This window comes from Halorubrum sp. FL23 (genome assembly GCF_052439115.2).
In the GTDB taxonomy this organism is placed as follows: Archaea; Halobacteriota; Halobacteria; order Halobacteriales; family Haloferacaceae; genus Halorubrum; species Halorubrum persicum.
Genome location: NZ_JBQVRO020000007.1, coordinates 181,534 through 196,366, shown reverse-complemented (window position 1 = coordinate 196,366; position 14,833 = coordinate 181,534). Strand labels below are relative to the sequence as shown.

The following is a 14,833-nucleotide window of genomic DNA, read 5'->3' as shown; positions in this document are numbered from 1 at the left end:
CGTGGCCTTCGCGAGTGGTTCTCTGGGAACGGGCTCGATCCAATCCCGTGCATAGATTCTGTCGTTCGCAACTCCAGGTCATTCGCGGGGGAGTTCACGCCGGAGGGCGCACACAGATTCGGTCGCGGGGCGCGTGTTGCCGCGGCGGCGGCTCGGGACACGCGTTATTACCACCGGGCGCGTATCGGGGGCCATGCGCGAACTCGTCTTCGCCCTGGAGTACGAGCCGGGGCGCAACAGGGTGGCCGACGCGCTGGCCGACCACTCGGGGGCTCGGGTCCGGTCGCTGTCGGTGCACGCCACCGACGACCACCTCTGGCGCGTCGACCACGCGACCGGCACCCCGGCCGCGCTCGACGACATCGAGGCCGCCTTCCTCGACGGCGACTACTACGCCGACTGCCTCGCGTCGGAGCACTGCGGCGCGGCCCAGACCACTCGCGTCCTCGACCACACGGACGACACGCTGGTGTTGTACACCGACTGGGAGCCCACGCCGGTCTGCGCGTCCGTCCCGCACATCGCGCGCGACCATCTCGGGGAGAGCGTGCTGTTCGAGACGCGCCACGAGGGGCGCCACTACACCTGGCGACTCATCCACTCCGGCGAGGGCGACGTGGGCGACTTCTTCGACGCGCTCCGGGAAGCCGTGGGCGACGCCGCCCGGACCGAACTGCTCAAGACGGCGAGCGTGTCGGGCGCGACCGGCGGATCGGGAGCCAGCGAGAGCGATATCGGCCTCAGTCCCGAGCAGGAGGCCGCGCTCAGGGCCGCCGTCGAACACGGCTACTACGAGTCCCCCCGCGAGGTCGACGTCGGCGGGCTCGCCGACCACCTCGACGTGCCGCGGTCGACGCTCACGTACCGGCTCCGTCGGGCCGAGGAGCGGCTCGCGAAGGCGCACGTCGCCGAGGGCCGGGTCGTCGACGCCGGGCCGGCCTCGCGGTGAGATCGGCCGCCGGCGGGAGCGTCGGGTCCGATCGGAGCCGGCCAGTTGGAATGTTCCAACCAAGGCTTATCGAGATACGGCCCGTCTCTCCACGTAATGACAGACGGTTCGGACGACGGCGACGGGGCCGGCGAAGCGGGACGCCGCCGAGAGCTGACCGCCAGCCTCGCGGTCCCCGAGATGGACTGCCCCTCCTGCGCCGGGAAGGTCGACAACGCGCTCGGACGCCTCGACGGCGTGACTGACGCGGCGCTCAACCCGACCGCCGGGACGGCGACGGTGACGTACGACCCGGAGGTCGCCGACGAGGCGGCCGTGATCGCGGCGATCGAAGGCGCCGGGTACGAGGTCACCGAGGGGCGGACGGGCGGCTCCGAGGACGCCGACGGCACCGAGGCCGGTGGCGACGGCGCGGGCGCCGGCGGGGTCGCCGTCGCGCCCCCCGCCGAGGTCTGGACGAGCGCGCGCGCCAAGAAGACGTGGGTGGGCGCCGGGCTCGTGACGCTCGGGCTCCTGTTCGAGTTCGTCTTGACGGGGCGGAACACCGCGGTGGCGAGCGTGCTCGGCGCCCCGCTCACGCTCGCCGACGCCCTGTTCATCGGCGCGGTCGCCGCGAGCGGGGTTCCCGTCATCCGCGGGGGGTTCTACTCGGCGCGCAACCGGAGCCTCGACATCGACCTCCTGATGGGGACGGCGATCATCGCGGCGACCGGGATCGGCTACTTCGTCGAAGCCGCCACGCTCGCCGTCCTGTTCAGCATCGCCGAGCTGTTGGAGGACTACGCGATGGACCGCGCGCGCGACTCCCTGCGCGAGCTGATGGAGCTGTCGCCGGACGAGGCGACCGTTAAGCGCGACGGCGACGAGGCGACCGTCCCCGCCGACGACGTGGCGGTCGGCGAGGTCGTGGTCGTCCGCCCGGGCGAGAAGATCCCGCTCGACGGGACCGTCGTCGAGGGGGAGAGCGCGGTCGACGAGTCGCCGATCACCGGCGAGAGCGTCCCCGTCGACAAGGCCCCCGGCGACGAGGCGTTCGCGGGCGCGATCAACGAGGAGGGGTACCTCGAGATCGAGGTCACCTCGACCGCAGGCGACTCCACGCTCGCGCGGATCATCGAACTGGTGCAGGGCGCGCAGGCCGAGAAGACCGAGACGGAGCGGTTCGTCGACCGCTTCGCGGGGTACTACACGCCGGTCGTGGTGGTGCTGGCGATCCTGACTGCCGCGGTCCCGCCGCTGGTCATCGCGGACCCGATCGCGGTCGAGATCGCCGGCTACGGGGTCACGTTCGCCGCGGACTGGGGGACGTGGTTCGTCCGCGGACTCACGCTGCTCGTGATCGCGTGTCCCTGCGCGTTCGTCATCTCGACGCCCGTCTCGGTCGTCTCCGGGGTCACGAGCGCGGCGCGGAACGGCGTCCTGGTCAAGGGGGGGAACCACCTCGAAGCGATGGGTGACGTGGACGCGGTCGCGCTCGACAAGACCGGGACGCTCACCGAGGGGCGGCTGACGGTCACCGACCTGCTCCCGCTGGGCGACGCCGACGAGACGGCCCTGCTGCGCCGGGCGGCGGCGCTGGAGCGCCGGAGCGAACACCCGATCGCGACCGCGATCCTCGACCGCGCCGAGCGGGCCGGGACGACCGACCTCCCCGAGCCGACCGGGTTCGAGAGCCTCACGGGGAAGGGGATCCGGGCCGAGATCGACGGCGAGACGTACTACGCCGGGAAGCCCGCGCTGTTCGAGGAGCTCGGGTTCGACCTGTCGCGGGCGCGGGCCGAGACCGACGGCGGGGTCGTGACCGGAGACGACGAAGTCGGAGCCGCGGCCGAGGGGGACGGTTCCCCCGGTGCGTTCGGCGAGGGCGCCCTCGCCGCGCTGGAACGCGAGGGGAAGACGGTGGTGCTCGTCGGGACGGCGACGGAGCTGACGGGCGCCGTCGCGGTCGCCGACGAGGTCCGTCGCGACTCGGCGCGCGCGGTCGAGCGCCTCCAAGCGCTCGGCGTGGAGCGCGTCGTCATGCTGACCGGCGACAACGAGGGGACCGCGCGAGCGATCGCCGAGCAGGTCGGCGTCGACGAGTACCGGGCGGACCTCCTGCCGGAGGAGAAGGTGGCTGCCGTCGAGTCGCTGCAGGCCGAGTACGGCGAGGTCGCGATGGTCGGCGACGGGATCAACGACGCGCCCGCGCTGGCGACCGCCGAGGTCGGCATCGCGATGGGCGCCGCGGGGACGGACACCGCCCTGGAGACCGCCGACATCGCGCTGATGGGCGACGACGTGGCGAAGCTCCCGTACCTCTACGCGCTCTCGCACACCGCCAACGGCGTCATCCGCCAGAACATCTGGGCGAGCCTCGGCGTGAAGTTCCTGCTGGCGCTCGGCGTGCCGCTGGGGCTGGTGAGCGTCGCCGTCGCGGTCGTCGTCGGCGACATGGGGATGAGCCTCGGCGTCACCGGCAACGCGATGCGGCTCTCCGGCATCGAGCCCGAGTCGTTCGAGTAGGGGGCCGGACCGGCCACCCCGCGACGCGATAACAAACATGAACAATTATTAAGGATGCGCTCATCCGTGGGGATGTGCCACCCGTAGTACACGGCTGATCCAGGCTCGGAATCGGAGGCGGCGGTCGGTCCCGAGGGTCCGAGCACGTGCGAGACGAGTATCAAGACGGAGACAGCGGCGTCGACCGACGGAGACGCGGCCTGCCGCGAGGCGGGCGACGACCTCCCGACCGCGGCCGAGGCGGTCGCCCGCTCCGCGGCGACGTTCGACCCGACGGACACGGAGCGGATCCCGAACGGAACCGGCCGGTGGAACGCGTACGCGGGGTCGTGTCACGGCGACGAGTGACCGACCTCGGCCCGATTTTTCGATCGGCGAACGGCGCTCCGGGAGCGACCCGGCCCTTTTAGGCGGCGAGCCGACTACGAGCCACCGGCCGATGACGATGCACCGCTCCGAGCTGCCTCGGCACCAGCGATGACGAGCCCTATGAGTGCCGAGGCCGCTATTTTTGACGGTAGAAGGAGCCTCTGAGACGATCTTGTTGGGACCACTGTGGTGGACAGAGGCCCCAGTCAGTCCCGTCCGATCAGGCAGACACGGATTTGACAACGTTGCTGAGCAGCTGTACCACATGGCCGCCGAAATTTCCGACCGGGTCCTCGACGGCGAACTCGACCGCGCGGAAGCCGTCGAGCGCGTCGGTCGGACGAAAGTCGAGCGAGCGGATCGAGAGCGTGAGGGCGTCGAGGAGGATGTGGACTGGGGCCTGAACGCGTGACGTTCGCAGCGGTTTCGGACACCGGACGCAAACACTGGCCGGCCCGTGAAAACTCTCATCGACGCCAGACCACCCCAAACGCGTCACTTTGGCCATCTGTTCCGGCAGACGGCGAAGACTCGTGGCCCTGATCCTGCGGTCGTCGGCGCTGCGTTGCCGGATGTAGTCGAACCGGACGAGGAGCTTCGTTGTGCGTCTCTACAGCCGCGGTTGCTGGCATTCCGACTTCCATGCCGAGTGGCGGCGATCGGATCGAGGGGCGTGCGAGCGCAGCCGTGAGATGTCCGCCAGCATCAACGAGAGACTGCACCTCGTCACCGCGGTGGACACGCGTTCGAGATCGACGACCGCAGACAGCTGGATAGACGCCGCGACCTGTACTTGATATCGCGGTTATCGATTTATCGCCGCGAGACGGGGGACGGTCGGACGACCCGATCGACGCCCTCGAAGAGTGGGTTCCACCGGCTTCCGTCGCTCGGGGGAGCCGGCGGTCGCCTGCGTCCGCCGTTCAGAGCGGGGCGTCGACGGCGTCGTTCGCGCGCCCGATCCCGGCGAGCGCCTTCGGATCGATCGCCTCGACCGCGGCGTCGTCGTAGCCGGCTTGGTCGTCGGTCGCGAACGCGTCCCGGACCTCCCGCAGCGACGAGGCCGACGCCGAAAGCCGGTCGTCGGCCGCCCGCTCCTCGCCGTTCGCCGCGGCGTCGACCGCCCCGGCCGCCGACTCCCTCGCACGCGAGATACCGTCGCGCACCGGGTCGGACGCGGTTCGGTCGCGCTGCCGGTCCCCGTCCGTCTCGTTCTCGGCGGTGGTGTCTGTATCGCCGTCGCCATCCGGACTGAGCGACGCCGCGAGCGCGGACAGCTCGTCGAGCTCGCCACGGAGCGTCCGCGCGAGCGCGAGCTTCCCGGTCCGGACCTCCCGGCGAACCGCGTTGTCGTCGTCGTCGAAGGAGTCCGGCGTCACGCGGTACGCCCCGCGGGTCCCGTCGCGGTCGACCACCTCGACCGTGTACCGGCCCGCGCGGTGGACCGCGACCGCGAATCGGTCGGTCTCGACCGGCTCGCCCTCGTAGACGACGCCGGCGTAGTCCTCGACGACGCGCACGCGGTCGACCCCGTTCGCCTCCCTCGCGTCGCCCCGGATCCAGCCGGCGTCCTCGCGGGCGACGACCGTGAGCTCCCCGTCGCCGCCGACCCGAGCGAGCCCGCCCTCGTGGACGAACCGGGACGCGACCGGGGCGAGACCCGGCCCGTTGGCGACGAGGAGATGCGGGCCGGGCTCGACGCGGAGGTACTCGAAGACCCCGCCGCGGGTGACCGTCGCGGTCGGGGCCTCGCTCGCGAGCCGGACGGCCACCTCCGTCGAGAGCGGGAACAGCGACACCCCGGCGACGTCCGCGACCGCGTCGGCGGCCCCGTCCGTGACCCCGTCGAGCGCGCCCGCCGTGCCGGCCCGGAGCCGCCGGACCCGACCGACGACGCGGTTCGCGAGCCCCGCCGGCTCCGCGCCGTCGATCCGCCGGCGGTGTGCGGGGTCGGTGACGTCCGAGAGCGGGTCCGTGAACCGCTCCTGCTCCCAGGGGATGCCGACCGACGTGATGTGGCTCGCGAGCGCGTCCTCGGCGAAGCCGGGGATCGCGAACTCGAAGCTCAGCTGCGGCCCGACGAAGTCGTCGATCGCCTCGCGGAGCGGCGGGAGGGGTTCGAGCGCGTAGGTCGCGTCGGCGTCGACGGCGCTGTCCGGGTGAGCGATCACGAGTCCGGGGTCGCGCAGGGGGAGGTCCGCGGACGGGGTCGGGAGCCCGCGCCACGCGCCGACCGTCACCCGCTCGTCGATCAGGTCCGTCCGCTCGATCGACAGGGACGGGTGTTCGTGGAGGGGGGCGCCGTCGAGCTCCGGAAGGACGAACGGGAGCCGCGCCCCCTCGTCTCGGGGGAGGCCGTAGGCGAAGGGGGCGCGGAGCGTCGCCGAGACGTCGATCGCGTCGTTGGTCACGTCGGAGACCAGATCCCCGGTCGGGAGCCGCTCGAAGCTGGGGACGAGCCCGTTGACCTCGCTGGCGCTGGAGTGTGACCCCACCTCGGAGAGGACCCCGGGACGCGACCCCTCGGGGATCTCCGGGTCGAGGAACTCGTTGTTCGGGCTGGCGCGGGAGTGCGCGCTGGCGGAGAGCAGCAGCGGGTCGCCGCTCTCGCGGTCCACGAACACCTGCAACAGCTCCCAGTCGTGCCAGTGGAAGTTGACCGTGAACTGGTCGAACGCCGAGTAGAGCCAGTACTGCACCGCGTCGACGCCCGGCGCCGCCTCGACGACGTTGTAGAACACGGTGGGCGCGGGCGGCGACCCGGTCTCGCGGAACGCCGCCGAGTAGTCGTCGAGCGCCGTGAACCCGTCGACGACGGCGCCGTCGTCGGTCTCGACGACGTACGGACGCGGGTCGGTGGGGTACCACCGCTCTAACGCGCCGAAGTACAGGTCCGGCGCGTATCGGCCGACCACCGCCGGGATCTCCTCGGGAGCGTCCGCGGGTGGCTCTTCCGCCCCGTCGGTGTCGTCGGGCTCGTCGGCCCCCTCGTCAGTCGCGCCTCCGTCGGCGGAGTCCGGCCGCGAGACGTACCACGCGCCGGCGGCGCCGCCCGCCGCGAGCGCGGCGACTCCAGCGTACCCGAGCACGCGGCGTCGCCGGCGATCCGCGGGAGCCCCGCCGCTCGGCGCGCGCTCGGCGCTCGGCTCCGAGGTTTCCGTCCCGTCCGCGTCGTCTCGGCCGGTCATCTGATTCCGTGAGATGAGGGCCCGGAGTGCGTTAAACGTTACCAATAGACGATGGTTTCGAAACGCCGGAACCGTCCGGGGAGACGTTTAACATCCCGCCGGCGAACGTGTGGCCATGGATCCAGACGTGGACCGGTTCGGCTCCCGGCGGTCGACGGTGTACGGACAGCGCGGCGTGGTCGCGGCGAGCCAGCCCCTCGCGAGCGAGGCGGGGATCGAGGTGCTCCGCGACGGGGGGAACGCGTTCGACGCCGCGGTGGCGACCGCGGCCGCCCTCAACGTCGTCGAGCCCACGTCGACGGGGTTGGGCGGCGACGTGTTCGCGCTGTACCGCACCGCCGACGGCGAGGTCGGCGCCATGCGCGCCTGCGGCGGCGCGCCAGCGGGCGCGACGGTGGAAAAGGTCCGGGAGTCGCTCGCGGCCGACGACGACATCGACGAGGGCGACCCGAGCGGGGTCGAGATGCCGACGACCGGGGCACAGACGGTGACGGTCCCGGGGACCGCGCGGGGGTGGGAGGCGACCGCCGAGCGGTTCGGCGAGTTCGGCCTCAATCGGCTCCTGCAGCCGGCGATCCGCTACGCGACGGAGGGGTACCCGGTCAGCGAGGTGATCGCGGACCAGTGGACGCAGGGCGAGGACCTGTTCGAGAGCGACCACGCCCGCGAGGCGTACCTCTTCGACGGCGAGTCGCCCTCGGTCGGACAGCGGGTGACGCTCCCCCGGCTCGGCGAGTCGATGGAGCTGATCGCCGAGGCGGGCGCCGACGCCGTCTACGAGGGCGAGATCGGCGAGGCCATCGCCGCGGAGGTGCAGGCGGCGGGCGGCTTCATGACGGTCGAGGACCTCGCGGACTTCGAGGTGGAGTGGCCGGAGCCGGTGTCGACGACGTACAACGGGGCGGAGGTGTACGAGCTCCCGCCGAACAACCAGGGGCTCATCGCGCTGGAGGCGCTCAACGTCGCGGCCGAGGTGGGCGCCGGCGAGCACGACTACGACGCTCCCGAGCGCGTCCACTACTTCGCGGAGGCGCTGAAGATGGCCTTCCACGACGGCCACCGCTACATCACCGACCCGGCCTACGAGGAGGTCCCGCCGCTCGCGTCCGCGGCGTGGGCGGAGCGACGGGCGGCCGAGGTCGGCGAGACGGCCAACCGCGACGCGAGCTTCGGCGTCCCCGACGCCAACGCCGAGGACGCCGACACCGTCCTGTTGACGGTCGCCGACGAGGCGGGCAACGTCGTCTCGTACATCAACTCGCGGTTCGCCGGGTTCGGGTCCGGGCTGGTCGCCGGCGAAACCGGGATCGCCTTACAGAACCGCGGCTCGTCGTTCTCGCTCGATCCGGACCACCCGAACCGGCTCGAACCCGGCAAGCGACCGTTCCACACCCTCATGCCCGGACTGATCCGATTCGACGAGGACGACTGGGCCGCCTTCGGCGTGATGGGCGGCTACATGCAGCCGCAGGGGCACGTGCAGGTGGTCTCGAACCTCGTCGACTACGGACTGCCGCTCCAGCGCGCGCTCGACGAGCCGCGGTGGCGGTACCGCGAGAGCGGCGAGTTGGCGCTCGAACCGCGCGTCGACGGGGCGGTCGCCGCGAAGCTGTCCCGGAAGGGCCACGACGTCCGAACGCTCCCGCCGACCGCGTTCGGCGGCGCGCAGATCGCGCGATCCCGGGAGGGCGTCCTCTCGGCGGCGACCGAGCCCCGGAAAGACGGGAACGCGCAGGGGTACTGACCGAAACGGTCCCCGGCTGAGAAACCCCTCACGGCTCGTCACGCGGACCGTCCGCGCCGTCGCCGTCCTTGCGCCGTTGCGTCGTTCGGACCCCGATCAGTGGCCGGACCGGCGGACGCGTCGGAGCGCGCCGTCACCGTCGCAGTCGCCCCCATTGGTAGTCAATATCATATATACACTTGAGATTGTACTTACATGGCCAAATGAGGCATACGTCGGGTAATTTAGGGTAGAAAACGTCTTATACGTTGGTTCATACGCTATGGTGAGGAGTGTTATCACGTGAGTGTCTCTGAAACGTACGTCCGTTACCGCCAAACCCTCAGCGAGGAACCGCTCGCCATCGGGGTCCTGCTCGTGGCCCTCTGGATGGCGTGGTCGCTCGCCTCCGGGCTTCTGAGTGGGGGAATTCAGGTTAGCAGCCTCGCGTCCCTCATCTGGGACGGGTTACTCAGGGGGCTGATAATCGGTCTGGCAGGTATCGGACTCTCGATGACGTACAGTATTCTCAACTTCGCGAACTTCGCGCACGGCGACTACCTCACCACGGGGGCGTTCGCCGGGATGGCGACGAGCTATCTCGTCGCCGGGATCGGCGAAAACAGCGTCGGCGCGCTCCTGCTCGTCGGTGCGGGCGGTTCGGTGTTCGGCGGGGCGCTGGGTATCGGGGTCACGACCGCGCCGCTCGCCGTCGTGCTCGGGGCCCTGCTCGCGGGGATCGCCACCATCGCGCTGGCGCTGGTGATCGACCGGTTCGTCTACCGGCCGATCCGCGGCGAGAGCGGTATCGCGCTGCTGATAACCAGTATCGGCGTCGCGTTCGCGCTCCGATACCTGCTCCAGTTCGTCTTCGGAGCGGGCGTGCGCGGGACGACCGCCGCGGGGTCGGTTCCACGCGTCAACGTGCCCGCGATCGACGGGACGTTCCGGGTGACGGCGCACGACATCAGTCTCGTGGTCGTCGCGGCCGGCCTCATGCTCGGCGTCCATCTCCTGCTCCAGCGGACGAAGCTCGGGAAGGCGATGCGCGCGATGTCCGACAACGAGGACCTCGCGCGGATCACCGGGATCCCGACGGAGCGGGTCATCCGCACGACGTGGATCGTCGGCGCCGGGCTCACCGGCGTCGCGGGGTACATGTTCGTCCTCTGGAAGGGGACGCTCGGATTCAACGACGGCTGGCTGCTCCTGTTGCTCGTGTTCGCCGCGGTCATCCTCGGCGGCATCGGGTCGATCTACGGGGCGATCGGCGGCGGGATCATCATCGGGTTGACGGCCTCCGTCTCCGTGGTCTGGATCCCCTCGGAGTTCGGTCGCGCGGCCGCCTTCCTCGTGATGATCGTGATACTGCTGTTCAAGCCTGAAGGCATCTTCGCCGGGAGGACCACAGCATGAGCGCGAGTGACGTTCGCGCGCGCTTCAGGGGGCTCTTCGAGCGGGACGTGACGCTCGTCCTCGCCGTCCTCGGCGCGCTCTACGTGGCGTACATCCTCGCCGGAGTGGTGTTCGGCTACGGGCTCCGCGGACAGCTGAACTCGATCGCCAACCTCACCTTCTACATCGGCGTGTTCGGCATGCTCGCGCTGGCGTTGAACCTCCACTGGGGATACACCGGGCTGTTCAACATCGGCATCGTCGGCTTCATGGGAATCGGCATCTACGTGACGGCGCTGGTCTCGAAGCCGCCGGTCGCGGAGGGGGGCGCCGCGCAGGTCGGCGGCTTCGGCCTCCCGCTGGTCGTCGGGGTGGTCGCCGGCGTGGTCGCGGCCGGCCTCTTCGGTCTCCTCGTCGCGCTGCCGGCGCTCCGGCTCCGGGCGGACTACCTCGCGATCGTCACGGTGGCGTTCTCTGAGATCGTCCGGTTCACGATGATGTCCCGGACGTTCCAGACGTTCACGGTGCCGGACACGATCGACCTCTGGCTGTTCACGATCGACCCGACGGCCGACACGGTCGGGCTCGGCGGCGGAGGCGGGCTCATCCTGAACTACACCGACCCGCTCGAAGCGCTGTTGCGAACGCTGTTCCTCTGGGAGCCGTACCTCGGGTTCGTCGCGGTGGTCGAGCGGACCCTCATCCCGAACAACCCCAAGCCGGTGATCGACGGACTGGCGTACGGGGTCCTCCTGCTCATCGGCGTCGGGCTGTTCTATCTCCTCCTCTCGCGGACCGGAAAGTCGCCGTTCGGGCGCGTCCTGAAGGCGATCCGCGAGGACGAGGACGTCGCGAACGCCCTCGGGAAGGACACCGACCGGTTCAAGCTCACGGCGTTCGTGCTCGGCGCCGCGCTGATGGGGCTCGGCGGCATCCTGTGGTACTCGAGCCGCGGGAGCATCACGCCGCCGTCGTTCCGGCCGAACATCACCTTCTTCATCTGGATCGCGCTGATCATCGGCGGTTCGGGGTCGAACACGGGGAGCTTCCTCGGCGGCGCGATCTTCGCCGGAGTGTTGTACGAAGGGCCGCGGTACTTCAAGAACCTCGTTCAGGCGGCCTTCGATCTGGGCGACGCGCCGCGGAACTTCGGCGAGGCGATGGCCGGGTTCGCGTCGCTCGACCCGATGCCGTTTATCCTGTACACGCTCGACAGCGTCAGCCAGCTGCGGCTGGTGATCATGGGCGTGGTGCTGATCTGGCTGATGCACAACCGCCCCGAGGGGCTGCTCGGCCACCGCAAAGAGACGGCGTCGAGCGTCGACCTCGCTCGACCGGGAAGCGACGGCCCGACCGGGAACCCGGCGGCCGCGGACGGGGGTGAGAACCAATGAGCGAGACGGACGAGTCCCCCACCGAGTCGAAGCCGTCGGACCCCGAAGCGGGCAGCGACGCCGACGACGCCGCGTCCGGGGCCGACCTCTCCGGAGTGATGGGCACCGAGGCCGACGTTCCGAGCGCGGACGACGGGGCCCGGTACGCCCCCCTCGAAGTCGAGGGGCTCCGGAAGGAGTTCGGCGGGATCACCGCCGTCGACGGCGTCAGCTTCGACGTCGAAGAGGGGACGCTCACCGGCCTCATCGGACCGAACGGCGCCGGGAAGTCGACGACGTTCAACCTCATCACCGGGATGCTCGACCCCACCGCGGGGACGGTCCGGTTCAACGGCGAAGACATCACCGGGCTCCAGCCCCACGAGATCGCGAACAGGGGGCTCGCGCGGACGTTCCAGATCGCCCGCGAACTCGAGGAGATGACGGTCCTCGAGAACATGATGCTCGCACCGAAGGGACAGGTCGGCGAGTCGCTGTGGCGATCGATCATGCCGATGACCCGCGGGTCGGTCCGCGAGCAGGAGACGGAGCAGCTCGAGCGGGTCTGGGAGGTGCTCGACTTCTTCGAGATCGACCACCTCGCCCAGGAGTACGCGGGGAACCTCTCCGGCGGGCAGCGGAAGCTGCTGGAGATGGCTCGGGCGCTGCTGACCGATCCAGACGTGCTGCTCCTCGACGAGCCGTTCGCGGGCGTCAACCCGACGCTCGAAAAGCGGCTCCTCGAGCACATCCACGAGCTCCGCGAGCGGGGGTACACGTTCCTCATCGTGGAACACGATATGGACCTCATCATGAACAACTGCGAGCGCGTCATCGTCATGCATCAAGGCCGGATCCTCAAGGACGGGACCCCCACGGAGATCAAAGAGAGCGAGGAGGTCATCGAGGCCTACCTCGGGGGTGAAGTGTGAGCCTGCTCGAAGTGCGCGACCTGAACGCCGGCTACGGCGACCTCCAGATACTCACCGACGTCGACCTCGACGTCGACGACGAGGAGTACGTCACCATCGTCGGCCCGAACGGCGCCGGCAAGTCAACCGTCATGAAGTCGGTGTTCGGGCTGACGACGCATATGGGCGGGACGGTGACGTTCGCCGGCGAGGACATCAGCGGGACGAAGCCCGAGGACGTGATCCACAAGGGGTTGGGGTACGTCCCGCAGAGCGAGAACGTCTTCGCGGAGCTCGACATCGAAGAGAACCTGGAGATGGGGGCGTACATCCTCGACGAGGTCCCGCAGGACGCGCTCCGGACGGTGTACGACCGGTTCCCGATCCTCGAAGAGCGGAAACACCAGCAGGCCGGCACGCTGAGCGGCGGCCAGCGGCAGATGCTCGCCATGGGCCGAGCGCTGATGCTCGATCCGGAGCTGCTCCTGCTCGACGAGCCCAGCGCCGGCCTCGCGCCGGACCTCGTCGACGAGATGTTCGACAAGATCGACGAGATCAACGAGACGGGGACGGCGGTCCTGATGGTCGAGCAGAACGCCAAGGAGGCGCTCCGGCGCTGCGACCGCGGCTACGTGCTCGCGAACGGCCAGAACCGGTTCGAGGACGAGGGGACCGCGCTGCTGAACGACGAGGAGGTCCGCCGGGAGTTCCTCGGCGGATAGCCGTCGGCGATCGCAGACTGCAGTACCGCGCGGCTCTTTTCCGGATCGACGCGAGATCAGCCGAGTGACCACGGCCGTGCTCGCCGCTACGTGGTCGGTTCGCGCGAAAAATAACGGGGCTCCGCCGGAGCGCGCCGGGCGCCTCAGTTCCCGCCGGAGAGCGCCTGCTCGACGACGTTGGAGTACGACGACTCGCCGATGTTGAAGCTGATCTGGTCGTACACCGTGCCGCCGAACGTGTCCTCGAACACGCTGCTGAACCGCTCCGAGAGCTGCTGGCCGTAGTCGTTGTTGACGTACAGCGTCGCGGCGGTCGACGCACCGAGGCGCTCGGACGCGACCTGTGCCATGACCCGGCCCTGAAGCTGGTCGCTCGGGGCGGTCCGGAAGATGTAGTCGTCGTCTTCGAGGTTCGTCACCGACAGAGCGGTGCTGGACGGCGAGCAGCCGACGACCTCGTTCGGGATGAGCGTCTCCTGACAGACGGGGACGTTCACGCCCGAGGAGGCGGTCCCGCAAATCGCCGGGACCCCCGCGCTGACGAGGGACTCGGCGCCGCTGACCCCCTGGTCCGGGGAGGTGTTCGTGTCCTCGAACTGGGCGTTCACCGTCAGGTCGAGGTCGGACTCGTTGATCTGCTGGGCCGGGATCTCGGCCGCACGGATCATCGGCTGACCCGTCGACGCGAGGTCCCCGGTCTCGGGAAGCAGGATTCCGACGCTCACCTCGCGGCCGAAGCCGCCCGGCGAGGAGTCAGCAGTGGGACCGGCTCCGTCGGGGTTCTCGCCCTCGAAGCTCTGGGTCTCCTGGACGCTGACGGAGTCCGCGTCCAGCCCGGCGAACTCCCAGATGGAGTAGGCCGCCGACGCCGGATCGCCGTTCTGGTCGAAGTTGACGGCGCTCGACGCGCCCTGGTAGTTGATGTCCTCGCCGTTCGCCGCCGCCTCGACGGCGTCCAGGAACTCGCCCGGTCCGTACGAGGTGCCTCCCGGGTTCGCGATGCGACGGAGCTGGTCGCGGATCGCGGTGCCGCTGTTCTCGCCCGCTGCGACGTTCGCCAGGATCAGCGCCGCCGCGGAGTCGTACGACTGCGACGTGAACACGCCCGGCGTCTCGTCGTACTCGTCCTGATACAGGCTCTCGAACGCCGCCTGGTTCGGACCGCCCGCCGCCGGCGCCGTCCCGGTGACGTTGGCCATCTCGTTGCCGACCTGTCCGGGGAGCGAGGGGTCCTGTAGCCCGTCGGGGATGAGGATGTCCTCGGCCCCGTCGGACGCGGCGTAGTAGTCGCGGAACAGCTGGATCCCGCTCTCGGGGTAGCCGATGACGGTGATCAGGTCCGGACCGCCGCCGCCCGAGCCGCCGTCGCCGCCGTCGCCGCCGTCCATTCCGTCGTCGCCGTCGCCGCCGTCGCCACTGTCGCTCCCGTCGCTGCCGTCACCGCCGTCGCCACCGTCGCCGCCCGCACAGCCTGCGAGCCCGACCGCCCCGGCGACACCGACAGTCTTCAACACGTCACGCCGTCTTTTGTGGTATGACATAACCACTCATATAGAGCCCACTTTCATAAGTATATCCCTGTCAACATCCGCACAGGTAGTGTCAATAACATCCATATAAGGTGTATTACGTTCCGGGTCGACGGGTGTTTTTTCGCCGCGCAGCGTTTCAAAAGCGTGAGTGGTTGCGTCGGCTCCG

10 protein-coding genes are annotated in these 14,833 nt (G+C 70.0%); 8 read left to right on the top strand and 2 right to left on the bottom strand.

Annotated features, from left to right (window positions below):
• Positions 1-193 precede the first annotated feature (193 nt).
• From ACT4MF_RS11010 to ACT4MF_RS11000, 3 genes are all read left to right on the top strand, one after another.
• On the top strand, positions 194-949 hold the full coding sequence (locus tag ACT4MF_RS11010; RefSeq protein ID WP_444682649.1) for a helix-turn-helix domain-containing protein: 756 nt from the start codon (positions 194-196) through the stop codon (positions 947-949).
• Positions 950-1,045: 96 nt separating this feature from the next.
• Positions 1,046-3,454: a heavy metal translocating P-type ATPase gene (locus ACT4MF_RS11005; RefSeq protein WP_444682648.1), complete on the top strand. Its 2,409-nt coding sequence runs from the start codon at positions 1,046-1,048 to the stop codon at positions 3,452-3,454.
• Positions 3,455-4,088: 634 nt separating this feature from the next.
• Positions 4,089-4,235, top strand: coding sequence for a hypothetical protein (locus ACT4MF_RS11000; RefSeq protein WP_444682647.1), 147 nt, complete (start codon positions 4,089-4,091; stop codon positions 4,233-4,235).
• Positions 4,236-4,746: 511 nt separating this feature from the next.
• Here ACT4MF_RS11000 and ACT4MF_RS10995 read toward each other — a convergent pair.
• Positions 4,747-7,011: a hypothetical protein gene (locus tag ACT4MF_RS10995; protein WP_444682646.1), complete on the bottom strand. Its 2,265-nt coding sequence runs from the start codon at positions 7,009-7,011 to the stop codon at positions 4,747-4,749.
• 115 nt (positions 7,012-7,126) lie between these two features.
• Between ACT4MF_RS10995 and ggt the strand changes: the two genes are divergently transcribed.
• The 5 genes from ggt to ACT4MF_RS10970 all read left to right on the top strand — a co-directional run bounded on the left by ggt (position 7,127) and on the right by ACT4MF_RS10970 (position 13,135).
• Positions 7,127-8,755 carry a gamma-glutamyltransferase gene (ggt, locus tag ACT4MF_RS10990; RefSeq protein WP_444682645.1) on the top strand — a complete coding sequence of 543 codons (1,629 nt, stop codon included), beginning with the start codon at positions 7,127-7,129 and terminating at the stop codon, positions 8,753-8,755.
• A 282-nt stretch (positions 8,756-9,037) separates the two neighbouring features.
• Complete coding sequence (locus ACT4MF_RS10985; protein ID WP_099256627.1) at positions 9,038-10,150, top strand: branched-chain amino acid ABC transporter permease; 1,113 nt, start codon at positions 9,038-9,040, stop codon at positions 10,148-10,150.
• Positions 10,147-11,523 (top strand): branched-chain amino acid ABC transporter permease, encoded by a 1,377-nt coding sequence (locus ACT4MF_RS10980; protein WP_099256626.1) that lies wholly within the window; start codon positions 10,147-10,149, stop codon positions 11,521-11,523. The genes ACT4MF_RS10985 and ACT4MF_RS10980 overlap by 4 nt, the downstream gene beginning before the upstream one ends.
• A gap of 98 nt (positions 11,524-11,621) precedes the next feature.
• Entirely contained in the window at positions 11,622-12,434 is an 813-nt protein-coding gene (locus ACT4MF_RS10975; RefSeq protein ID WP_245851749.1) for an ABC transporter ATP-binding protein, read from the top strand.
• Positions 12,431-13,135 (top strand): ABC transporter ATP-binding protein, encoded by a 705-nt coding sequence (locus ACT4MF_RS10970; RefSeq protein WP_444682644.1) that lies wholly within the window; start codon positions 12,431-12,433, stop codon positions 13,133-13,135. Before ACT4MF_RS10975 ends, ACT4MF_RS10970 begins: the two co-directional genes overlap by 4 nt.
• A gap of 143 nt (positions 13,136-13,278) precedes the next feature.
• Here ACT4MF_RS10970 and ACT4MF_RS10965 read toward each other — a convergent pair whose 3' ends face one another.
• Positions 13,279-14,676, bottom strand: a complete 1,398-nt coding sequence (locus tag ACT4MF_RS10965; protein ID WP_444682643.1) for an ABC transporter substrate-binding protein — start codon at positions 14,674-14,676, stop codon at positions 13,279-13,281.
• Positions 14,677-14,833 lie beyond the last annotated feature (157 nt).